The sequence below is a fragment of the Brevundimonas sp. D3-1P genome (assembly GCF_055809335.1).
Genome location: NZ_CM147908.1, coordinates 2,308,705 through 2,329,531 on the forward strand (window position 1 = coordinate 2,308,705; position 20,827 = coordinate 2,329,531).

The window sequence follows — 20,827 nt, forward strand, 5'->3', positions numbered from 1 at the left end:
TCATCGTCATGTCGCTTTTCACGCGTTCCGTTTCACGGGCGGCGCTCGCCGTCGCTTTCGCCTCACCCGCCGCCCTAGGCTGGGCCGAGGAGGCCGCGCCACAACAGTTGCCCGAGGTGGTCGTCACCGCCACCGCCACGCCGCGGACGGTTGCGGACGCGCCCGCGAGCGTGAGCGTCATCGATCGCGACGAACTGATGCGCCGCCCGATTCAGGATCTGAGCGATGTGCTGCGTGACGTGCCGGGCGTGACGGTCAACGGTGCCGGCCTGACGCGACGCGGCGTGTCGATCCGGGGCATGCCCAGCGAACACACCCTGTTCCTGCTCGACGGCCGCCGCGTCAACGCCGCCGCCAACGCGATCCAGCATGCCGATTTCGACCTGGGCTGGGTGCCGGCCGAAGCGATCGAGCGGGTCGAGGTCGTGCGCGGGCCGATGTCGTCGCTGTACGGGTCGGAAGCGCTGGGCGGCGTGGTGAACGTCATCACCCGCACCGCGACCGACGAATGGAGGGGCAGCCTCACCGCCATGGGCGGCCTGCGCGAAGACGGCCGCGGCGGCGAAACCTATCAGCTCGGCGCCTACGCCGGCGGCCCGCTGGTGCAGGACAAGCTCGGCCTGAGCCTGTTCGCCGAGTCCAAGGCGCGGGCCAATACGCCCCAGGAGACCAATGAGCGGCTGTCGGACCTGGAGGATCGCGAGAGCCTGACCGGTTCGGCGACCCTGAGCTGGACGCCCGACATGGCCCAGCGCATCGATCTGACGGTGCTGGCCGGGCGCGACGACCGCTACCGCGACACGGTGAGCACGGGAGCGCGCCCCGTCTATTACCGCTACGCCGACACGGTGGACCGGCACCAATACGCTCTGTCGCACACCGGCCAGTGGGGCTGGGGCGAGACGGTCGTGCGCGCCTATCGCTCGACCCTGGATCGGGAGAACGCCGTGACGGCCGGCCAGACCGCCTCGCGCCCGATCGGCATGCAGGAGGACATCCTGGACGGCCGCGCCACCTTCGACCGCCTGACCGACCACCGCGTCAGCGTCGGCGGCGAATGGCGGCATGAAAAGCTGGAGGACTCGGCCGCCTCAACGTCGGGCGAACTGAACGGCGAACGCTACGCCCTGTTCGCCCAGGACGAATGGTCGCTGACGCCGACCCTGTCGCTGACCGGCGGGGCGCGGTTCGACCATCACGAGGACTACGGCTGGCAGACCAGTCCGCGCCTCTACGCCGTCTGGGCGCCGGTCGAAGGCCTGACGCTGAAGGCGGGCGGCGGGCGCGGCTTCAAGTCGCCCAGCCTGAAGCAGCTGTCGCCGGAGTTCGTCACCGTCGCCGCCGCCGGCCGCTTCACCGTCTACGGCAACCCCGCCCTAAAGCCGGAGATCGGCACGTCCTACGAGGCCTCGGCCGAATACCGTCGTGACGGCTGGATGGGCCGCGTCGGCGTGTTCGACAACGACATCGAGGACCTGATCGAGACGCGCTGCACCGAATTCTGCGGCATCCGCGGCCGCGAAATCCGCCTGTACCAGAATATCTCGGAAGCCCGCATCACGGGCCTGGAACTGGCCGGCGAGGCGCCGCTGCCGGCGAGCTTCAGCCTGCGCGCCGACTACACCTACCTCGACAGCGAGAACAAGGAGACCGGTCAGGCGCTGACGGAACGGCCGGAACACAGCGGCCATGCGACGCTGCGCTGGCAGCCGGACGACCTTCGCTTCGTCCAGCTTCGCGGCGAATACGTCGGCGAGCAGTTCATGCTGTCCAACTCGGTCCAGCAGCCGGTTCCCGACTACACCCTGGTGTCGCTGGAGGGCGGCTACCGCCTGCAGCCGAACCTGTGGGTCCGAGCCGGCGTGCAGAACCTGGGCGACGTCCAGCTGTCCGATGAATCCGCCCACTTCTCCTTCGCCGAGCCGGGCCGCTTCTACCATGTCGGCTTCAGTGCGGCCTTCTGAGACAGCGCGCCTGTTCCTCCGGGCGCTGCTGGTCCTGGCGCTGCTGTCCCTCCCCCAACTGGACGGCGGCGCCAGGGCGCAGGCGGCTCCGGCCGCGCGCGTTCAGGTGATCGGCAGCGACTTCGTCCTGCCGTCCAAGTTCCGACGCCTGGCTGGCTATGCGGCGCAGGAGGGCGTGGTTCTGCGGGGCGCGACACTGTCGACTTTGGAGAGCCAGCCGAACTGGGCCCAGGCCGACCTGGTTATTCTCGATACGCCCCGACCCGCCGACGCCGAGGCGGTCCAGTCGCGGATCGGCGAGGCGCTGACGGCGTCCGGCGTCGCCTGGGTCCGCGTCGGCGGCGGCCCGCCGGCGTCCAGAGGCCTGCCTGCCGACGTCGCCCGCCGCATCGCCGCCTATTACGGCTCGGGCGGTTCGGCCAACTTCACCGCCCTGTTCCGCTATCTCGCGCGCCGCCAGGCCGGCGCTGCGACGGACGACCTGCCCCCGCCCGCGCCTTTGGGCGAGACCGGCTACTATCACCCCGCCGCCGCCGGCCATGCGCCGGAGACATTCAGAGCCTGGCTGGACGCCCGCCCCGCTCGGCCTCGCGTCGCCATACTGATGTCCAGCTCCAGCGTGTCGGACGACGACACCGCCGTGCCGGACGCCCTGATCGCGGCGCTTGACGCGCGCGGGATCGACGGCGTCGGCGTCTGGTTTGACCAGCGCCAGGCGCGCGGCCTGATCGAGGCCGTCGCTCCTCTGAACCCCGATCTGCTGATCAACACCCAGCACATCGTCGCCGGCGGCGTGATCCGCGACCAGTTGGCCGAACTCGACATTCCGATGACGACGACCTTCTCCTGGCGCGACGGCGACGCCGACGCCTGGCGGGGTTCCTCCAGCGGCCTGCCCATCCGCTCTGCCGCCGCCCTGCTGGCGCCGGCAGAGACCTGGGGCGTGTCCGATCCTATGGTGATCGCCGCCGTCGACGACGGCGCCCTGGTCCCCATTCCCGAACAGATCGAGGCGGTGGCGGCGCGCGCCGCGCGTCAGGTTGCGCTGCGCCGCACGCCGAACGCCGACAAGCGGCTGGCGTTGATGTTCTGGAACCACCCGGGCGGGGAGGCCAATATCTCGGCCTCCAACCTCAATATTCCGCGCAGCCTGGAGGCGCTGAGCCAGGACCTGAACGCCGCCGGCTACGCCGTTCCCGCCTTGCCTGAAGCGCGCTGGATCGATGTCGGGCGGGCCATGCTGGGCGCCTTCTATCGTCACGAGGAGTTGGACGGCCTTCAACCGCGCGGCCTGGCCGTCGCCCTGCCTGTCGCCCGCTACCGCGCCTGGCTGGACGGCCTGCCGACCGCGCGACGCGACGCCATCCTGGCCCGCTGGGGCGACCCCGCGCGGCACTGGGCGGTGCGTCGCGTCGACGGCGAACCCGTCTTCCTCATTCCCGCCTTCCAGGACGGCGCCCTGACCGTCCTGCCTCAGCCGCCGCGCGCCGCGTGGGTGGGCGGGGCCTATCACGACACGGCCTTGCCGCCCGACCATCTCTATCTGGCCGCCTATCTCTGGGTGCGGGAGACGGCCCGCGCCGACGCGCTTATCCACCTGGGCACACACGGCACGCAGGAGTTCCTGCCGGGCAAGGATCGCGGCCTGTCGGCGCACGACGACGCCTTTCTGGTGCTCGGCGACCTGCCGGTGATCTACCCGTACATTCAGGACAATGTGGGCGAGGCGACCCAGGCCAAGCGCCGGGGCCGCGCCGTGACCGTCAGCCACCAGACCCCGCCGTTCGCGCCCGCCGGCTTGAACGACGAACTGAAGGACCTGCACGCCCTGATCCACCAGCATCAGCAGCTGGACGACGGCCCGGTAAAGGATGCGGTCCGCGACCAGATTCTCGCCCTGGCCGCCGCGCGAAGCATCGACGCGGACATGGGGTGGACGGCGGCGACGGCGCGGGCCGATTTCACAACCTTCGCCGCCGAACTGCATGACTATCTGCACCAGGTCGGGGGCGCGCCCACGCCTATGGGGCTGCATACGTTCGGCCGCCCGGCCTCCCCCGATCACCGGCTGATGACGGTGATGCAGCAGCTTGGCCGTCCCTTCTTCGACGCCCTTGGGATCGACCAGACCGAGACCCTGGCCGAGGACGAGGCGGCCCTGCGCCAGAGCCCCGCCTTCCTGCTTCTGCACCATCATCTGCGGGATGGCGCCTCCTTGGATGAGATCGTCGATCCGACCCTGCGTACCCAGGTCGAGCGCGCGCTTATGCTGGACCGACGGCTGCGCGACACAGGAGAGAGCGAGGCGCTCCTCGCCGCCCTGTCCGGCCGTTTCGTCCTGCCGGGCGAGGGCGGCGATCCGATCCGCAACTCCGACGCCGTGGGCGGCCGAAACCTCTACGCCTTCGAGCCGGACGAGGTCCCCGCCCCGGCCGCCTACGAGGCCGCCGCCGGCGCCCTGGACAGCCTGCGCCAGGCCTACGCCGCCGAACACGACGGCCGGCCCCTGACCAAGATGGCGGTCAGCCTGTGGTCGTCCGAGACCATCCGCACCCTGGGCCTGCCCGAGGGCCAGGTTCTGCAGGCCCTGGGCCTGCGTCCGCGCTGGGACGCCGGCGGGCGGGTCGCGGCGCTCGACATCATTCCCGCCGCCGAGCTGGGCCGGCCGCGCATCGACGTCGTCGTCCATGCGACCGGCGTCTATCGCGACCAGTTCGACGGCTTCCTGCGCCTGCTGGCGGACGCGGTGGATCGGATCGTGGCTTTGGACGAGCCGGGCGATCCCGTCGCCGAGAACAGCCGCCGCGCCGCTCGACGTCTGGTCGATCAAGGCGTCCCGGCCGACGAGGCCCAGGTCTTGGGTCGCGCGCGCATCTTCAGCAATGCGCCGGGCGACTATGGCAGCGGCCTGCCCGACGCCGTGCGTGACACGGAGGCGTGGAATGACGCACAGGCCCTGGCTGACCCGTTCCTCGACCGTCTCGGCTATGTCTACGGGGCGGGCCGTTGGGGCGAGAAGCCGGCCGGCGCCGGCGTCTTCGCCGCCCAGCTGGCGGACGTCCAGGCCGCCGCCCTGTCGCGCTCGACCAATCTGCATGGCGTGCTGTCGACCGACCACCCGTTCGAGTATCTGGGCGGCCTGTCGCTGGCGATCCGCCGCGCGGGAGGCGAGGCCCCGTCGCTGTACATCACCGACGCCCGCGCCGGCGCGCCCAAGGCGGTCGCCGCGCGCGACTTCCTGGCCGCCGAAATCCGCAGCCGCTACACCAACTGCGCCTGGATCGCGGCCATGCAGGCCGAGGGCTACGCCGGGACCCTGGCCATCGTCGACCTGGCCGACAATCTGTTCGGCTGGCAGGCCGTGGCGCCCGGCATGGTGCGTCAGGACCAGTGGCAGGCCCTGCATGACGTCTATGTCCGCGACGAACGCGGCCTGGGCCTGCGGGAATGGTTCCAGTCCAACAATCCGACGGCCGAGCGCCAGGTGGTGTCGCGTCTGCGCGATGCGATCCGCAAGGGCTTCTGGTCGCCGGACGCCCGGACGCGCGACGAACTGGAAAGCCGCCTGGCCGAAATCGATGCGGCGACGACGCAAGCCTCCCCCGCGCCGACGGGGTTCGGCCGCGGCGCGCAGGCGCCCGCCCCCGCACGGCGCGATCGCTCGTCTCCGTCGCCGCAGACGCAGGCCGAGGCGTCTCCGCCCGACGTCGTGCGCGGCCAGGTGCTGGAAAAGATGGCGCCGCCGTCGCCCGCCCCCGCCGCGCCTGCGCCCTGGGGCGGGCTGCTGCTCCTCATCGCCTTTCTCGCCGGCGGCCTCAGCCGTCTCGTTTCCTCCCGCCGAAAGTCCACCCATGCCCCAGCTTGAAGCCGGCCTCTATCAGGTCGCCAGCCTGTTCCTGATCCCGGCCCTGGCGCTGATCATCGCCGCCCTGGCCTACGCCCTGTTCGCCCTCGGCGCCTTCCTGGTCGAAGACCTGCAGCGGCGGCGGGACGACTGGCGCGCGCCGTTGGCGCGCCGGGCGCAGGCGACCCAGGCCGTCAGCGATGATCTGGAGCTGATGATCCTGAAGGACCTTGAGGGCCTGCGCATCGTCTCGCGCAGCGCGCCGATGCTCGGCCTGGTCGCGACCATGATCCCGATGGGCCCCGCCCTGCTGTCTCTGGGTCGGGGCGACGCCTCGGGCGTCGGCGAGAACATGGTGGTGGCCTTCTCGGGCGTCACCCTGGCCCTGATCGCCGCCAGCATCGCCCATTATGTGCTGACGGTACGCCGCCGCTGGCTGCTGCAGGACCTGCGGGCGATAGAACGCGCACGGGAGGCCGGCTGATGCGCTTCCTCGACGAGGACGACGACGATCCGATCAGCGCGGTCGTCAATCTGATCGACCTGTTCGTGGTCATCATCGCCGTCCTTTTGGTGGTGCTGGTCCAGAACCCGCTGAATCCGTTCAACGCCCGCGACCTGGTGGTGGTCGAAAACCCCGGTCAGGCCGACATGCGCATCACCGTCAAGGACGGCGACGAACTGACCCGCTATGAATCCCAAGGACAGATCGGCGAAGGCCAAGGCGTCAAGGCCGGCTCGGCCTATCGCCTGCCCGACGGCAAGATGATCTATGTGCCGGAGTGAAACGTCGAGGCGAGCCGCGCTCTCGTTTGACGCCTGACCTGTGCCGCGATGTCGCGGTCCGTAGCAAAAGCACCTGAGCCGTTGACGACCGGCCGTCCCACTGTCTATCCGCTGCTTGCTGAAAAGCCATATCGTATCTAGGGCATATCTGTTCACCATGACCATAACCCGCCCCACTCGCACCCCCCCCTGTCGTGGTCCGTCGCCTCGCTCGCCCTGACGCTTCCAGCGACAGCCGTCGGACAGGAAGCGCTTCAAGAAACCCAGGACCGTCGGCGTCCAGCCCTGCTGAGCGAGATCGTGGTCGCCGCCGAGGCCCTGGACGGCCAACCGGCGATGCAGCCGGTGCAGGTGCTGGCGGGCGAAGACCTAGTCCATCGCCGCCAGAGCGGTCCATCACCGCGGACCCGCCCCCTTACGAACCCTTCGCCGAAATGCTGCCCGAGAACCCGCACGTGCGGTATTTCGAAAGCCGGGCCCACGGCTTCGTGACCCTCGATTTCACCCCGGACCGGCTGGAGACGCGGATGCAGGCGATCAGCGACCGGACCCGCGTCGACGCCTCGCTTTCCACGCTCAGGACCTTCGTGGTGGAAGACGGCCGACCAGGAGCGGTCTAGTCGGGAGATGGGTCGCGTCCAGACGCCATCGGCCCGGCCGTTTTCAGCGAGGAGGAAATCCATGAACCGGCAGACGGCGACGCCCGCGACGCCAAACTTCTTCGACCGCACGATGGCTCAGGCCTACGACCAGCGGAACAGCGCATTGGCGCCGATCTCGCGCAATCTCCATTTCCTGATCCAGCTCATGCTGGAAGATCTGCCCCCGCCCGCCCGCGCGCTGTGCATTGGGGTCGGGACGGGCGCGGAAATCCTATCGCTGGCCGAGGCCTATCCGGAATGGTCCTTCGTCGGCGTCGATCCGTCGGCCGACATGCTCGAGGTTTGCCGGGACCGGTTGAGGGCGGCGGGCGTTGAGAACCGATGCGAGCTTATCCAGGGCTATGTGGAGGCTGCGCCTCGCGGCAATCCCTTCGACGTCGCCCTGTCCATCCTCGTCGCCCACTTCATTCAACGGGAAGGCCGGCCGTCCTTCTACCGGAACATCTGTAACCGATTGAAGCCGGGAGGTCATTTCGTCACAGCGGAAATCAGCACCGATCTCGACGGGCCCGACTTCCCCGACAAGCTCGAGGATTGGAAACGCATCCAGAGGCGGATGGGCGCCACACCTGACTCGCTGGCTGGTCTCGAGAAGGGAATGCGAGACACGCTGGGCGTCCTGTCGCCCCTCGAGACCGAGACGCTGTTGCAAGACGCAAGATTCGCCCCGGCCGTGGCCTTCCTTCAAGCCTTCATGGTTCGCGGCTGGCGCACCCGAAAAATCTGAGAGAGCTGACGCTGCCCAGCCAATGCATGGCGCCCATCGTCGCACCTTCTCACCACAGGCTCGGTTGGGTTTCGCCAAAAGTTGTAGCCGCTTGCGCTGCGTAGGCTGAGAATTACTCTAGATCGATATGCGCCCAGGCGGGCTTGCCCGCGCAAAGCTTAGCCTTAGCGTCTGGTCAGGCAGCGGGTTTGAAGATCCCGCATACCGCTCGATCCATTCGACCGTCCTGCCGACGCCTCCGAACGGGTAGAACTGCAGTCGGAATGGCGTGACCCCCGTTTCTCATCCAGCCATAACGAGAGTCCTGGGTTGACCTGAGCTTGGGTTGTCGGGGTTGGCAAGAGGCCGGTCAGCGCAGCCTCCAACCAGCGCAGCGGACCGGCCGATCTGTCCGCTGAGCGCTTCTGCATAAGCCTGTGGTGTCAGCCACCCGAGCTTCGAGTGCGGACGCCGTTCGTTGTAATCGATGACGGCGTCCAGCTCCCGCACGACCCGCGCGCCCGACAATGAGGTGTCGGCCACCAGCGCCAGGCATTCGCGGGTGCAGTTATCGATCACCGTCAGGATGCGGAAGCGCCGCCCGTCCGTCATCTGGTCGGCGACGAAGTCCAGCGACCAGCGCTGGTTGGCCGCCAGCGGCAGGTCCAGTGGTCGCCGCGTGCCCATCGCTCGCTTCCGACCGCCGCGCCGGCGCACCGTCAGTCGCTCCTCGCGATAGATCCGCTGAACCCGCTTCCTGTTGACCGTATGGCCCTCGCGCCGCAGCAGGACGTGCAGGCGGCGATAGCCGAACCGGCGACGCTCCTGGGCGAGGGCCTTCAGCCGGTCGCGCAGGGCGCCGTCGTCCGGGCGCGTCGCCTGATAGCGCACGCTCGTCCGATCGACGCCCAGGACACGGCACGCCCGCCGTTCGCTCATCTCATAGGCGGCCTGTAGATGACCAGCCGCCTCGCGCCAACCGGCGGGCGTCACCACTTTTTTCCCAGCAGGTCCTTCAGCGCCACGTTGTCCAGCATCGCGTCCGCCAGCATCCGCTTCAGCCGGGCGTTCTCATCCTCGAGCGCCTTCAGCCGCCGAGCCTCCGACACGTCGAGCCCGCCGAACTTGGCCTTCCACTTGTAAAAGGTCGCAGAGCTGACCCCGTGCCACCGGCACACCTCCGCCGTCGCCACACCGGCCTCCTGCTCCCGCAGCATCCCGATGATCTGCTCTTCCGTGAACCTTGATCGCTTCATTCTGTCCGTCCTTTCGAGGACGGACTCTAACTATTCCTGGAGGAGTTTTAGGGGGTTGATCTTCCCCCGTAAAAGTGGACGGGGTTAAGCCGCTTTGCGCTCGGCCTCAGCGGGGCTGATATAGCCCAGTGCTGAGTGCAGGCGATGGGGATTGTAGAAGCCCTCGATGTATCCGAACAGGTCTCGCCGCGCCTGGTCTCGGGTGGCGTAGACGCGGTGATGAACGCGTTCGGTCTTGAGGGTGTGGAAGAAGCTCTCCATCGGGGCATTGTCCCAGCAGTCGCCCTTTCGGCTCATCGACGGGGTGATGCCGGATCGGGCCAGGGCTGATCGATAGGCTTCGGCTGCGTATTGGATGCCCCGGTCCGAATGATGGATCAGGCCGGGCGCGGGGCGCTGACGTTCGACGGCCATGTTGAGGGCGTCGAGGGCGATCTCGGTGTGCAGGGTCTGGCGCATGGACCAGCCCACGATCTTGCGGGTGTGCAGGTCGAGGATGGCGGCGAGATAGAGCCAGCCTTCGCCGGTCGGGATGTAGGTGAGGTCGGCGAGCCAGACCTGGTTGGGCGCCGCCGCCTCGAAGTTCCGGGCCAGCCTGTTGGGCGCGATGGGATAACCGTGGCGGCTGTTCGTCGTCCGGGCGCGACGCGGCAAGGCCGCCAAGCCCCGCAGGCCGGCGCGGCGCATCAGCCGCTCCACGCGGGATCGACCGACCCGACGCCCATGCCGCCGCAGGGTGGCGTGAACGCGCGGCGAGCCGTAACAGCCGCTGCTCTCCGCATGGATCAGCCGGATATCCTCGGTCAGCTCGCGATTGGCGACAGACCGCTGGCTCTCGGGGCGACCGCGCCAGGCGTAGTAACCGCTGGCCGACAAGCCCAGGACCGCGCACATCACGCGAACCGGCCAGACCTGACGATGCTCATCGACGAACCCGAACTTCATCGGGAGGCCGCTCCGAAGATGAGCGCGGCTTTTTTTAGGATGTCCCGCTCCATCCGCAGCTGACCGTTCTCTCGCCGCAACCGGGCCACCTCCGCCGCCAGATCCGACGGCGACGGGGACGACGCCTGCGTTGTGGGGCGCCGCGACGCCCCCGTCGCCTGCACCCCGAACTGCGTCATCCATCGACGAAGCACCGTCTCGTGCAGCCCAAGCTCGCGGGCCACCGCCCCGACGCTCAGGCCGCCGTTGGCGACGCGGTCAACGGCCTCGCGCTTGAAAGAATCCGGAAAGTTCCGGCGTTGAACACTCATCAGACACTCCTCTCCAGCTCCGAAAAGCTAGCATGGGTGTCCACCAAACCGAGGGAGGATCAGGTCACGTCAGCCGCACCATCACCCGCGCCAAGATCGAGCAGCGCGTGCTCGCCGGACTCAGAGACAAGCTCATGGCGCCCGAAGTCGCCGCCGAGGCAGTCCGCGCCTTCGTCGCCGAGACCAATCGCCTGAACCACGAACGCAGCGCCAACAGCGCCGCCGACAAACTCGAACTGTCCAAGGCCGAACGATCGATCTCCGGCATTCTCGACGCGATCGAAGACGGCCGACGGACGCCAGCCCTGATGGCACGCCTCTGCGACCTGGAAGACCGTGTCGCCGTCCTGCGCGCTCAGCAGACAGAGACAAGTACGCCCACCATCGACCTTCACCCCAACATCGCCGAGACCTACCGCAAGAAGGTCAGCCGCCTCGCAGAGGCGTTGAACCAGCCTGCAGATCGCGACGAGGCGACCACGGCCCTGCGCGGCCTGATCGATACTGTGGTGCTGACGCCAGGGACCAAGCGCGGCGAGATGCACGCGACGCTGCATGGCGAGTTTGGCGTGATCCTGGACTGGCTCGAGGACAATTCCCTGGACCCAAAACGACAACACCCCCGGCGCGTGGGCGACGGGGGTGTCGTTATCGTTGGGTGCGGGAGTAGGATTTGAACCTACGACCTTCAGGTTATGAGCCTGACGAGCTACCGGGCTGCTCCATCCCGCGGCAAGCGGTCGTTCGCGAAGGAAGAAAGTGTTCGAGAAGCGCGCTCGATTAGGCCGAAGGCCGTTAGCGCGCAAATCATATGTGCTTGGTAGACCCGGCGACGACCTACTCTCCCGCGCCTTGAGACGAAGTACCATTGGCTCTGGAGGGCTTAACGACCGAGTTCGGAATGGGATCGGGTGGGGAACCTCCGACATAGTCACCAGGTCAACCAAGCACATATGATGTTGGCCTATCGGGCTTTCGCCCTACTTGAGGCCAGACATTATCCAATGTTCAAACAGCGCTAGCGCTTAGCTTGAACAAGGATGAAGAAGACATTGTCTGCGATCGTTCAGGTCTGAACGATCATCGAATGAGTTTTGCTGAGAAACGATCAAACCGATCGGATTATTAGTACCAGTAAGCTTCACGCGTCGCCGCGCTTCCACACCTGGCCTATCGACGTGGTAGTCTTCCACGATCCTCAGCGAAGCCTTGTTTTGAGGTTAGTTTCCCGCTTAGATGCTTTCAGCGGTTATCTATTCCATACTTAGCTACCCTGCTGCACAGCTGGCGCCATGACAGGTACACCAGAGGTATGTCCATCCCGGTCCTCTCGTACTAGGGACAGATCCTCTCAAGCTTCGAACACCCACGGCAGATAGGGACCAAACTGTCTCACGACGTTCTGAACCCAGCTCACGTACCACTTTAAATGGCGAACAGCCATACCCTTGGGACCTGCTCCAGCCCCAGGATGTGATGAGCCGACATCGAGGTGCCAAACTTTGCCGTCGATATGGACTCTTGGGCAAAATCAGCCTGTTATCCCTAGAGTACCTTTTATCCGTTGAGCGATGGCCCTTCCACTCGGGACCACCGGATCACTATGGCCGACTTTCGTCTCTGCTCGACTTGTCAGTCTCGCAGTCAGGCGAGCTTATGCCATTGCACTCGACGAGCGATTTCCGACCGCTCTGAGCTCACCATCGCGCGCCTCCGTTACACTTTGGGAGGCGACCGCCCCAGTCAAACTACCCACCACGCCATGTCCCGGGACCGGATAACGGCCCTCGGTTAGACGTCAACGACAGTAAGGGTGGTATTTCAAGGACGACTCCGCCAGAGCTGGCGCCCCGGTTTCATAGTCTCCCACCTATCCTACACATACGGTCGCTAACGCCAAGGCGAAGCTATAGTAAAGGTTCATAGGGTCTTTCCGTCTGACCGCGGGAACCCCGCATCTTCACGGGGAATTCAATTTCACTGAGCCTGTGCTGGAGACAGTGGGGAAGTCGTTACGCCATTCGTGCAGGTCGGAACTTACCCGACAAGGAATTTCGCTACCTTAGGACCGTTATAGTTACGGCCGCCGTTTACCTGGGCTTCAGTTCGACGCTTTCACATCTCCCTTTAACCTTCAGGCACCGGGCAGGCGTCAGACCCTATACGTCGCATTGCTGCTTCGCAGAGCCCTGTGTTTTTGCTAAACAGTCGCTACCCCCTGGCTTGTGCCACTCAGTCCTGGTTGCCCAGGGTGAGTCACGCTTATTCCGAAGTTACGCGTGCAATTTGCCGAGTTCCTTCAGCACAGTTCTCTCAAACGCCTTGGTATGCTCTACCTGACCACCTGTGTCGGTTTCGGGTACGGTCTCTGCTGGAGTTATTTCCTGGGACGACGCCCCCGCACCCACAATCCAATAAGTGGGTACGAGTTATGCCATCCGTCACTTCCAGCTGGTGCAGGAATATTTACCTGCTTCCCATCGACTACGCTTTTCAGCCTCGCCTTAGGGGCCGACTAACCCTGCGCAGATTAGCTTTACGCAGGAACCCTTGGTCTTTCGGCGAGAGTGTCTCTCACACTCTTATCGTTACTCATGTCAGCATTCTCACTTCCGATACCTCCAGCCAGGCTCACGCCTGACCTTCACCGGCCTACGGAACGCTCCGCTACCGCTTGCAGTAAACTGCAAACCCATATCTTCGGCGCACGGCTTGAGCCCCGTTACATTTTCCGCGCAGGATCGCTTGATCAGTGAGCTGTTACGCTTTCTTTAAAGGATGGCTGCTTCTAAGCCAACCTCCTGATTGTCAAAGCAATCCCACATCGTTTCCCACTTAGCCGTGACTTGGGGGCCTTAGATGATGGTTAGGGTTGTTTCCCTTTTCACGACGGACGTTAGCACCCGCCGTGTGTCTGCCCGATAGTTCTCTTGGGTATTCGGAGTTTGGTTAGTATTGGTACCGCTCGCGCAGCCCGCAACCATCCAGTGCTCTACCCCCCAAGGAATTCGTCGGACGCTCTACCTAAATAGATTTCGCGGAGAACCAGCTATGTCCAGGTTTGATTGGCCTTTCACCCCTATCCACAAGTCATCCCAGAATTTTTCAACATTCACGGGTTCGGTCCTCCAGTTGGTGTTACCCAACCTTCAACCTGCTCATGGATAGATCACCTGGTTTCGGGTCGTCATACGTCGAACTTAGCGCCCTATTCAGACTCGCTTTCGCTGCGCCTACACCTAACGGCTTAAGCTTGCTCGACACATGAAGTCGCTGACCCATTATACAAAAGGTACGCCGTCACCTCGCGTGGAGGCTCCGACTGCTTGTAGGCTTCCGATTTCAGGATCTGTTTCACTCCCCTTGTCGGGGTGCTTTTCACCTTTCCCTCACGGTACTTGTTCACTATCGGTCGTAGAGGAGTACTTAGGCTTGGAGGGTGGTCCCCCCATGTTCAGACAGGATTTCACGTGTCCCGCCCTACTCGAGTCTCTTGCTGTTTGATGACTACGGGGCTTTCACCCACTATGGCCGACCTTTCCAGATCGTTCGTCTTTATTTCACAAGAGCACTGGCCTGGTCCCGGTTCGCTCGCCACTACTACGGGAGTCTCGGTTGATGTCCTTTCCTCCGGGTACTGAGATGTTTCAGTTCCCCGGGTTCGCTTAATGAAGCCTATGTATTCAGCTCATTATACCTTTCAACAATCCGCCAATCGCTGCTTCCGAAGAAACAGAGTTGGAAGACTGTAAAGGTGGGTTTCCCCATTCGGAAATAACCGGATCAAAGGGTGCTAGCGCCTCCCCGGTTCTTATCGCAGCTTGCCACGTCCTTCATCGCCTCTCTACGCCAAGGCATCCGTCAGAAGCCCTTCAACGTTTGATCGTTTCTCAGCAAAACTCATGCCTGGTATGTTCCGCCCGACTGGAAAGATGCCGGGGGACCAGGCCTGATTTTTGTCAGACAATGTCTTCTTCTCGAACACGACCTAGAAGCTCAGGGGAGCCGGCCTAGTTCTTCCTTCACGATTTCAATGCCAGTCGGCTTTTCAGCCGGTGACAAACCATTTGCGATGCGCGCCTCGGGTCAATTCCAAGGCCGCGGGTGCGGCCTGGTGGAACCAGACGGAGTCGAACCGACGACATCCTGCTTGCAAAGCAGGCGCTCTACCAACTGAGCTATGGCCCCGTTCCAAGAACGGTGCGAAGCCCAGGAGAGCCGTCGTACGATCTGCCTAAAGGCTTGAGTCCAGCAGGGCTGGTAGGCCCGGGCAGACTCGAACTGCCGACCTTACGCTTATCAGGCGTACGCTCTAACCACCTGAGCTACGGGCCTATGGCAGCGACAGCCAGGCTTTGAAGCCCAGGCTCGCGATCGCGTCACCAACTCAACGATCCGAATGATCGAGGCGTCGATGACGAAAGTGGAAAGAGAAACGGAGACGGCGGCGTTCCGCCGTTTATTGGAGCCTCAATAGACAGCCTCGTGAGAGACAGCCTGGAGAAGCATCCTTAGAAAGGAGGTGATCCAGCCGCAGGTTCCCCTACGGCTACCTTGTTACGACTTCACCCCAGTCGCTGACCCTACCGTGGTCGCCTGCCTCCTTGCGGTCAGCGCAGCGCCTTCGGGTAGAACCAACTCCCATGGTGTGACGGGCGGTGTGTACAAGGCCCGGGAACGTATTCACCGCGGCATGCTGATCCGCGATTACTAGCGATTCCAACTTCATGCCCTCGAGTTGCAGAGGACAATCCGAACTGAGACGACTTTTAAGGATTAACCCTCTGTAGTCGCCATTGTAGCACGTGTGTAGCCCACCCTGTAAGGGCCATGAGGACTTGACGTCATCCCCACCTTCCTCCGGCTTAGCACCGGCAGTCCCATTAGAGTTCCCAACTGAATGATGGCAACTAATGGCGAGGGTTGCGCTCGTTGCGGGACTTAACCCAACATCTCACGACACGAGCTGACGACAGCCATGCAGCACCTGTGTCCTAGTCCCCGAAGGGAAAGCCACGTCTCCGTGGCGGTCCAGGCATGTCAAAAGGTGGTAAGGTTCTGCGCGTTGCTTCGAATTAAACCACATGCTCCACCGCTTGTGCGGGCCCCCGTCAATTCCTTTGAGTTTTAATCTTGCGACCGTACTCCCCAGGCGGATTGCTTAATGCGTTAGCTGCGTCACCGAAATGCATGCATCCCGACAACTAGCAATCATCGTTTACGGCGTGGACTACCAGGGTATCTAATCCTGTTTGCTCCCCACGCTTTCGAGCCTCAGCGTCAGTAATGAGCCAGTGTGTCGCCTTCGCCACTGGTGTTCTTCCGAATATCTACGAATTTCACCTCTACACTCGGAGTTCCACACACCTCTCTCATACTCAAGACACCCAGTATCAAAGGCAATTCCGAGGTTGAGCCCCGGGATTTCACCCCTGACTTAAATGTCCGCCTACGCTCCCTTTACGCCCAGTAATTCCGAGCAACGCTAGCCCCCTTCGTATTACCGCGGCTGCTGGCACGAAGTTAGCCGGGGCTTCTTCTCCGGGTACCGTCATTATCGTCCCCGGTGAAAGAATTTTACAATCCTAAGACCTTCATCATTCACGCGGCATGGCTGCGTCAGGCTTTCGCCCATTGCGCAAGATTCCCCACTGCTGCCTCCCGTAGGAGTTTGGGCCGTGTCTCAGTCCCAATGTGGCTGATCATCCTCTCAGACCAGCTACTGATCGTCGCCTTGGTGAGCCTTTACCTCACCAACTAGCTAATCAGACGCGGGCCGCTCTAAAGGCGATAAATCTTTCCCCCGAAGGGCACATTCGGTATTAGCACAAGTTTCCCTGAGTTATTCCGAACCTAAAGGCACGTTCCCACGTGTTACTCACCCGTCCGCCACTAACTCCGAAGAGTTCGTTCGACTTGCATGTGTTAGGCCTGCCGCCAGCGTTCGCTCTGAGCCAGGATCAAACTCTCAGGTTGAGTTGACTTCTGACCTAAGCTTGAAGCCCGCCGTAGCGAGCTTGGCGTTAGTTCTACGTATTCTATTGACGAGTTCCCACGTCGTCGATCCAAAGACCGACGCATGGTATCTTTTCAAAAAGACCGCAGATAGTCAGTGTCGTATGATGACCTCGAAGGGCCATCGCAAGAACACCGCCGCCTGCGTTTCTCTTTCCATATCAACAATGTCAAAGACCCAGAACCGCCTCGGCGGCCCGACTTGTTTAGCGCCTCGTCGTCGGCGGAGGCGGCGATTTAGAGACCGCCGAACCTCATGTCAACCGCTCTTTTCAGAGATTTCGCAGACCCGAAAGGCGAACCCTTCAAACCGCAAAAAACCGCCGGAGAAAACCAAGAGGCTTGCCCCTTCACCAAACCGGCGATTCGATTGAAGCGCGGAACCTAATCAAACCAACCCCGAAAAGCAAGACGTTTCTCAACACCCCGCTCCCCAAAAACCCCAGGAACCAAAGCCCCAAGGCCCAAAAGGCCGGCCCGTCTCCGAGCGAGGCAGCCCTATACGGAGCCCAAGATTTGTCCGCAACCAGATTCTGACCCGACGGCGAAAATTCTCGCGGAATCGGAATCGATGAACAGCGCCCCGACCCGGAATCGTGGCCGCCCTTTCAGGCCCCGCCCAGCCTGGACATGAGTTCGGGATCCTTTTCGACCGCCGCGACCTCGGCGTCGAAGGCGCGCTGCGCTTCGTCTTGGCTGTCGAAGCTCGTCGCCTGTTCCAGCCTCAGACTAGCGACGGCGAACCGATCGCCGTGCCGTTCGAGGGTCACGCCGCTGCGGCGTGGAGAATTCGCGTTTGCGTCGCTTCGCTCATGGTCTGGGTCTCCGGTTTGGCGAAACAACGCGCCAGGACCCGGAATGGCCGCGCCGTTCATCCGACAGCGATCAGCCGCTCGAGTCGTTCTGCAAGGGTGTCATCGCCCAACCCTTCGACGGCGATCATCTTCAGGCGAGATTGACCGCCCCGCATCAGTGTCACGGCGGACTTCGGCAAGTCCAGGCTTCTAGCGAGAAAACGGATCAGCCCGGCATTAGCCTCGCCGTCGACGGGACGCGCCCGCACACGGATATTCAGAACACGGCGGCCGGACGCATCGACGTCCCAGCCGTCGATCCGGTCCGAAGCGGCGCCGGGTCGGAGATTCACGGCCAGCGTCGCCATCGTCTTGCTCACGGATGCGAACAGGGGCGCAACGTCGGCTTGGACATCGCGCCCCCTCCCCAAGTTCGACTATCGCCTCGGCGCCTTAGCCCAGGGCGGCCATCAGGTCCGGCACGGCGGTCTTGTAGTCGGCGACCAGGCCATAGTCCGCCACCTGGAAGATCGGAGCGTCCGGATCCTTGTTGATGGCGACGATGGTCTTGGAATCCTTCATCCCCGCCAGGTGCTGGATCGCGCCCGAGATGCCCACGGCGATGTAGAGCTGGGGCGCGACCACCTTGCCGGTTTGGCCGACCTGATAGTCGTTGGGCGCATAGCCGGCGTCGACGGCGGCGCGCGAGGCGCCGATGGCGGCCCCCAGCTTGTCGGCCAGCGGCTCCATCACCGCGTGGAATTCGTCCGCCGAGCCCAGGGCGCGGCCGCCCGAGACGATGATCTTGGCAGCGCCCAGTTCGGGACGATCCGACTTGACCATCTCCTCGGAGACGAAAACGGTCTTGGGCGCATCGGCGCCGGCGACGCTCTCCACCGGGGCCGATCCGCCCTCGGCGGCGGCGGCGAAGGCGGTCGGCCGCACTGTGATCACCTTCTTGGCGTCGGACGACTGGATCGTCTCCAGCGCATTGCCGGCGTAGATGGGACGCACGAAGGTGTCGGGCGAGACCACTTCAACGATGTCCGAAATCGGGGCCACGTCCAGCTTGGCGGCCAGACGCGGGGCGAAGTTCTTCCCGTCCGTGGTGGCCGGCGTCAGGATGGCGTCGTAACCGGCGGCCAGCGGCAGGACGGTCGCCTCGACCGCCTCGGCCAGCATCTTGCCAAGACCGGCGCTGTCGGCCAGCAGCACCTTGCGGACCCCGGCGATCTTGGCCGCGCTGTCGGCGGCGGCTTGCGCTCCCTGGCCCAGGACCAGCACGTCCACGTCGGACGACAGGCCGAGCGCGGCGGTCACGGTCTTGTGGGTGGTGTCGCGGACGGTCGAACCGTCGTGATCGGCGATGACGAGGACAGCCATATTACAGCGCTCCCGCAGACTTGAGCTTGGAAACCAGTTCGGCCGCATCCGCGACCTTGACCCCGGCCGACCGCTTGGGCGGTTCGGTCACTTTCACGACCTTCAATCGGTCGGCGACATCGACGCCGTAGTCGGCGACCGCCTTGACGGCGATCTCCTTCTTCTTGGCCTTCATGATGTTCGGTAGCGAGGCGTAGCGCGGCGTGTTCAGCCGCAGGTCCACCGTCACCACAGCGGGCAGGTCGACCGCAAGGGTCTGAAGACCGCCGTCGACTTCGCGCGTCACGGTCGCCTTGCCGCCGTCGACGACCAGCTTGCCGGCGAAGGTCGCCTGGGGCCAGTCCAGAAGGGCGGCCAGCATCTGGCCTACCGCATTGTTGTCGCCGTCGATGGACTGTTTGCCCATCAGCACCAGGTCGGGCTTTTCTTCCTCGACCACCGCCTTCAGCAGTTTGGCGACGGCCAACGGCTCAAGATCCGTGTCCGACTGGATCAGCAGGCCGCGATCCGCGCCCATGGCCAGGGCCGTGCGAATGGTTTCCTGGGCCTGGGCGACGCCGATGGAGACGACCACGATCTCGTTCGCCGTGCCGGCGGCGTGGTGCTCCTTGCCTTCCTTGAGGCGAACCGCCTCTTCGACGGCGATCTCGTCGAATGGGTTCATGCTCATTTTGACGTTGGCCAGATCGACGCCCGACTGATCCGCCTTGACGCGGGCCTTGACGTTATAGTCGATCACCCGTTTGACGGGGACGAGTACCTTCATGGGTCTATCCGTGAAATCGCCTGAATGCAGGGGCAAGGACATGGAGCGGTCGCGAAGGCCTGTCAACGTAACGCCGCGTCAGGTTTCCTGGCCGTCGTCCCCTAACGGATCCCGAGATGAAGCGTTTCCTGACATTCCCCAGGCTGGCGATGCTGTTCGGAGCCGCCTTCGCCGTGGTGCTGGCGGGCATTTTCGTGCTGCAGACCTATTGGGTGAACCCGGGCGCGCGCTGCGAAGCCAAGGGCAGCTGGTACGATATCGAAAGCCGCACCTGCGCGACGCCCATCTATATTCCCGACATCACCGGCCGCCCCGCCGGCGTGACGCGCGCCGAAGCCTCGGCCGAGAAGAACAAGGATCTGGTGCGCCTGGAGGACGAGGTGAACGCCCAGCAGCGCGCCGTCCGCGCCGAGGTCGCCCGGGAAAAGGCCGAACTGGCCGCCCGCCAGGGACGTTGACGGCCGATACGGCGGTTCAGCGGGTCGCGCCCGGCTTCCACTTGATGTCGCCTGCGCCATTGGCGTTGGCGCGTCGGGCGGCGACGAACAGGTGGTCCGAAAGCCGGTTCAGATATTTGACGGCCGCCTCGTTCACGGCCTGCCCCTCTTCGACCAGGCGCACGGCTTCGCGTTCGGCCCGGCGACAAACGGTGCGCGCCAGGTGCAGATGCGCCGACAGCGGCGTCCCGCCGGGCAGGATGAAGCTGTCGAGCGCCTTCAGGCTCTCGTTCATCCAGTCGATTTCCTGCTCAAGCCTTTCCACCTGGCTGTCGATGATGCGCAGCGCTTCCCAGGCCGGCGGCGGGTCCAGCGGCGTGGCCAGGTCGGCGCCCAGGTCGAACAGTTCGTTCTGGATACGGCCCAGCATGGCGTCGATCCGGTCGTTCTGGCCGCTGTTCAGCCGGGCGACGCCGATGACGGCGTTCAGCTCGTCCACCGCTCCATAGGCTTCGACCCGGGCGTCGCTCTTGGAGACGAGGGCGCCGGAGGCCAGCCGCGTCCGGCCGCCGTCGCCGGTCCGGGTGTAGATCTTGTTCAGCGTCACCATGGTCAACCCCCCCGCGTCGCCTTCCACATCATGCCGACCGCCAGCAACAACACCGCCACCGCCTGAAGCGCGACCCTCAGGCGCATCAGCCGATTGGAGTAGGTCCGCGCATAGTCTCCACCGCGAAACAGCGAATAGAGACCCAACCCAAGCGTCACCGTCACGGCGGTGATGGCGACGGCGATCAGGATGTCGAAAATCTGCATGGGCTCGTTCTAGACCCGGTTGGCGAGACGGCGCCAGCGCGGCGCGCGCGAGACGCCGCCATGAGGCTCCGCTTGAGCCGCAGAGTTCCCCGGAACCTGAGGTGAAGATTGAGGGAGGCCTTGCCGAACCCTGATCTCTTTT

15 protein-coding genes, 3 tRNA genes, 3 rRNA genes and 1 pseudogene are annotated in these 20,827 nt (G+C 64.3%); 8 read left to right on the forward strand and 14 right to left on the reverse strand.

The annotated features are described in order from the left end of the window. Positions 1–8: 8 nt before the first annotated feature. The 6 genes from AC0L6G_RS11710 to AC0L6G_RS11735 all read left to right on the forward strand — a co-directional run bounded on the left by AC0L6G_RS11710 (position 9) and on the right by AC0L6G_RS11735 (position 7,983). Positions 9–1,964, forward strand: coding sequence for a TonB-dependent receptor domain-containing protein (locus AC0L6G_RS11710; protein ID WP_293828676.1), 1,956 nt, complete (start codon positions 9–11; stop codon positions 1,962–1,964). Further along, on the forward strand, positions 1,951–5,829 hold the full coding sequence (cobN, locus tag AC0L6G_RS11715) for a cobaltochelatase subunit CobN (protein ID WP_473252277.1): 3,879 nt from the start codon (positions 1,951–1,953) through the stop codon (positions 5,827–5,829). The genes AC0L6G_RS11710 and cobN overlap by 14 nt, the downstream gene beginning before the upstream one ends. Beyond that, entirely contained in the window at positions 5,816–6,292 is a 477-nt protein-coding gene (locus AC0L6G_RS11720) for a hypothetical protein (protein ID WP_473252278.1), read from the forward strand. Before cobN ends, AC0L6G_RS11720 begins: the two co-directional genes overlap by 14 nt. Further along, complete coding sequence (locus AC0L6G_RS11725) at positions 6,292–6,594, forward strand: DUF2149 domain-containing protein (protein ID WP_473252279.1); 303 nt, start codon at positions 6,292–6,294, stop codon at positions 6,592–6,594. Before AC0L6G_RS11720 ends, AC0L6G_RS11725 begins: the two co-directional genes overlap by 1 nt. A 434-nt stretch (positions 6,595–7,028) precedes the next feature. Beyond that, entirely contained in the window at positions 7,029–7,214 is a 186-nt protein-coding gene (locus AC0L6G_RS11730) for a hypothetical protein (protein WP_473252280.1), read from the forward strand. Positions 7,215–7,275: 61 nt separating this feature from the next. Further along, entirely contained in the window at positions 7,276–7,983 is a 708-nt protein-coding gene (locus AC0L6G_RS11735) for a class I SAM-dependent methyltransferase (protein WP_473252281.1), read from the forward strand. A gap of 465 nt (positions 7,984–8,448) precedes the next feature. Here the strand turns inward: AC0L6G_RS11735 and AC0L6G_RS11740 are convergent. Beyond that, positions 8,449–9,218 (reverse strand): annotated as a pseudogene (locus tag AC0L6G_RS11740) (IS3 family transposase); the annotation flags it as partial. 84 nt (positions 9,219–9,302) lie between these two features. Beyond that, a protein-coding gene (locus tag AC0L6G_RS11745) for an IS3 family transposase (RefSeq protein WP_114150060.1) occupies positions 9,303–10,474 on the reverse strand; the annotation gives its coding sequence in 2 pieces (ribosomal slippage) (positions 9,303–10,201 and positions 10,201–10,474; 1,173 coding nt in all). Between the two features lie 32 nt (positions 10,475–10,506). On the opposite strand from AC0L6G_RS11745, the gene AC0L6G_RS11750 reads away from it, so the two are divergent. After that, positions 10,507–11,151: a hypothetical protein gene (locus AC0L6G_RS11750; protein WP_473252282.1), complete on the forward strand. Its 645-nt coding sequence runs from the start codon at positions 10,507–10,509 to the stop codon at positions 11,149–11,151. On the opposite strand, the gene AC0L6G_RS11755 is transcribed toward AC0L6G_RS11750, so the two are convergent. The 10 genes from AC0L6G_RS11755 to AC0L6G_RS11800 form a co-directional block, all read right to left on the reverse strand. Further along, positions 11,130–11,206, reverse strand: a tRNA-Met gene (locus tag AC0L6G_RS11755). The two genes, AC0L6G_RS11750 and AC0L6G_RS11755, sit on opposite strands and share 22 nt — an antisense overlap. A 92-nt stretch (positions 11,207–11,298) precedes the next feature. Then, positions 11,299–11,413 (reverse strand): 5S ribosomal RNA (rrf, locus tag AC0L6G_RS11760). 165 nt (positions 11,414–11,578) lie between these two features. Continuing rightward, a 23S ribosomal RNA gene (locus AC0L6G_RS11765) occupies positions 11,579–14,359 on the reverse strand. A 227-nt stretch (positions 14,360–14,586) separates the two neighbouring features. Continuing rightward, positions 14,587–14,662 (reverse strand) — tRNA-Ala (locus tag AC0L6G_RS11770). Positions 14,663–14,732: 70 nt separating this feature from the next. Continuing rightward, positions 14,733–14,809, reverse strand: a tRNA-Ile gene (locus AC0L6G_RS11775). A 180-nt stretch (positions 14,810–14,989) separates the two neighbouring features. After that, a 16S ribosomal RNA gene (locus AC0L6G_RS11780) occupies positions 14,990–16,450 on the reverse strand. Together the 16S, 23S and 5S rRNA genes with 3 tRNA genes alongside form the textbook arrangement of a ribosomal RNA operon. 647 nt (positions 16,451–17,097) lie before the next feature. Next, positions 17,098–17,259: a hypothetical protein gene (locus AC0L6G_RS11785; RefSeq protein WP_293828405.1), complete on the reverse strand. Its 162-nt coding sequence runs from the start codon at positions 17,257–17,259 to the stop codon at positions 17,098–17,100. A gap of 101 nt (positions 17,260–17,360) precedes the next feature. After that, positions 17,361–17,651 (reverse strand): DUF167 domain-containing protein, encoded by a 291-nt coding sequence (locus AC0L6G_RS11790; RefSeq protein ID WP_293828407.1) that lies wholly within the window; start codon positions 17,649–17,651, stop codon positions 17,361–17,363. 85 nt (positions 17,652–17,736) lie between these two features. Next, a complete protein-coding gene (locus tag AC0L6G_RS11795) occupies positions 17,737–18,666 on the reverse strand; it encodes an electron transfer flavoprotein subunit alpha/FixB family protein (RefSeq protein WP_293828403.1) in 930 nt (309 codons plus the stop codon). Between the two features lies 1 nt (position 18,667). Then, entirely contained in the window at positions 18,668–19,432 is a 765-nt protein-coding gene (locus tag AC0L6G_RS11800; protein WP_293828401.1) for an electron transfer flavoprotein subunit beta/FixA family protein, read from the reverse strand. 116 nt (positions 19,433–19,548) lie between these two features. Between AC0L6G_RS11800 and AC0L6G_RS11805 the strand changes: the two genes are divergently transcribed. Beyond that, positions 19,549–19,890 carry a hypothetical protein gene (locus AC0L6G_RS11805; protein ID WP_291535408.1) on the forward strand — a complete coding sequence of 114 codons (342 nt, stop codon included), beginning with the start codon at positions 19,549–19,551 and terminating at the stop codon, positions 19,888–19,890. A 16-nt stretch (positions 19,891–19,906) separates the two neighbouring features. Here AC0L6G_RS11805 and AC0L6G_RS11810 read toward each other — a convergent pair whose 3' ends face one another. Further along, entirely contained in the window at positions 19,907–20,479 is a 573-nt protein-coding gene (locus AC0L6G_RS11810; protein ID WP_293828399.1) for a cob(I)yrinic acid a,c-diamide adenosyltransferase, read from the reverse strand. A gap of 2 nt (positions 20,480–20,481) precedes the next feature. Beyond that, positions 20,482–20,685 (reverse strand): twin transmembrane helix small protein, encoded by a 204-nt coding sequence (locus AC0L6G_RS11815; RefSeq protein ID WP_293828398.1) that lies wholly within the window; start codon positions 20,683–20,685, stop codon positions 20,482–20,484. Positions 20,686–20,827 lie beyond the last annotated feature (142 nt).

What these genes read in the sequence shown, in the direction of transcription:
- AC0L6G_RS11710 (WP_293828676.1), top strand. Translation starts at nt 9, where the DNA reads ATGTCGCTTTTCACGCGTTCCGTTTCACGGGCGGCGCTCGCCGTCGCT.
- AC0L6G_RS11720 (WP_473252278.1), top strand. Translation starts at nt 5,816, where the DNA reads ATGCCCCAGCTTGAAGCCGGCCTCTATCAGGTCGCCAGCCTGTTCCTG.
- AC0L6G_RS11725 (WP_473252279.1), top strand. Translation starts at nt 6,292, where the DNA reads ATGCGCTTCCTCGACGAGGACGACGACGATCCGATCAGCGCGGTCGTC.
- AC0L6G_RS11730 (WP_473252280.1), top strand. Translation starts at nt 7,029, where the DNA reads ATGCTGCCCGAGAACCCGCACGTGCGGTATTTCGAAAGCCGGGCCCAC.
- AC0L6G_RS11735 (WP_473252281.1), top strand. Translation starts at nt 7,276, where the DNA reads ATGAACCGGCAGACGGCGACGCCCGCGACGCCAAACTTCTTCGACCGC.
- AC0L6G_RS11750 (WP_473252282.1), top strand. Translation starts at nt 10,507, where the DNA reads ATGGGTGTCCACCAAACCGAGGGAGGATCAGGTCACGTCAGCCGCACC.
- AC0L6G_RS11790 (WP_293828407.1), bottom strand. Translation starts at nt 17,651, where the DNA reads ATGGCGACGCTGGCCGTGAATCTCCGACCCGGCGCCGCTTCGGACCGG.
- AC0L6G_RS11795 (WP_293828403.1), bottom strand. Translation starts at nt 18,666, where the DNA reads ATGGCTGTCCTCGTCATCGCCGATCACGACGGTTCGACCGTCCGCGAC.
- AC0L6G_RS11800 (WP_293828401.1), bottom strand. Translation starts at nt 19,432, where the DNA reads ATGAAGGTACTCGTCCCCGTCAAACGGGTGATCGACTATAACGTCAAG.
- AC0L6G_RS11805 (WP_291535408.1), top strand. Translation starts at nt 19,549, where the DNA reads ATGAAGCGTTTCCTGACATTCCCCAGGCTGGCGATGCTGTTCGGAGCC.
- AC0L6G_RS11810 (WP_293828399.1), bottom strand. Translation starts at nt 20,479, where the DNA reads ATGGTGACGCTGAACAAGATCTACACCCGGACCGGCGACGGCGGCCGG.
- AC0L6G_RS11815 (WP_293828398.1), bottom strand. Translation starts at nt 20,685, where the DNA reads ATGCAGATTTTCGACATCCTGATCGCCGTCGCCATCACCGCCGTGACG.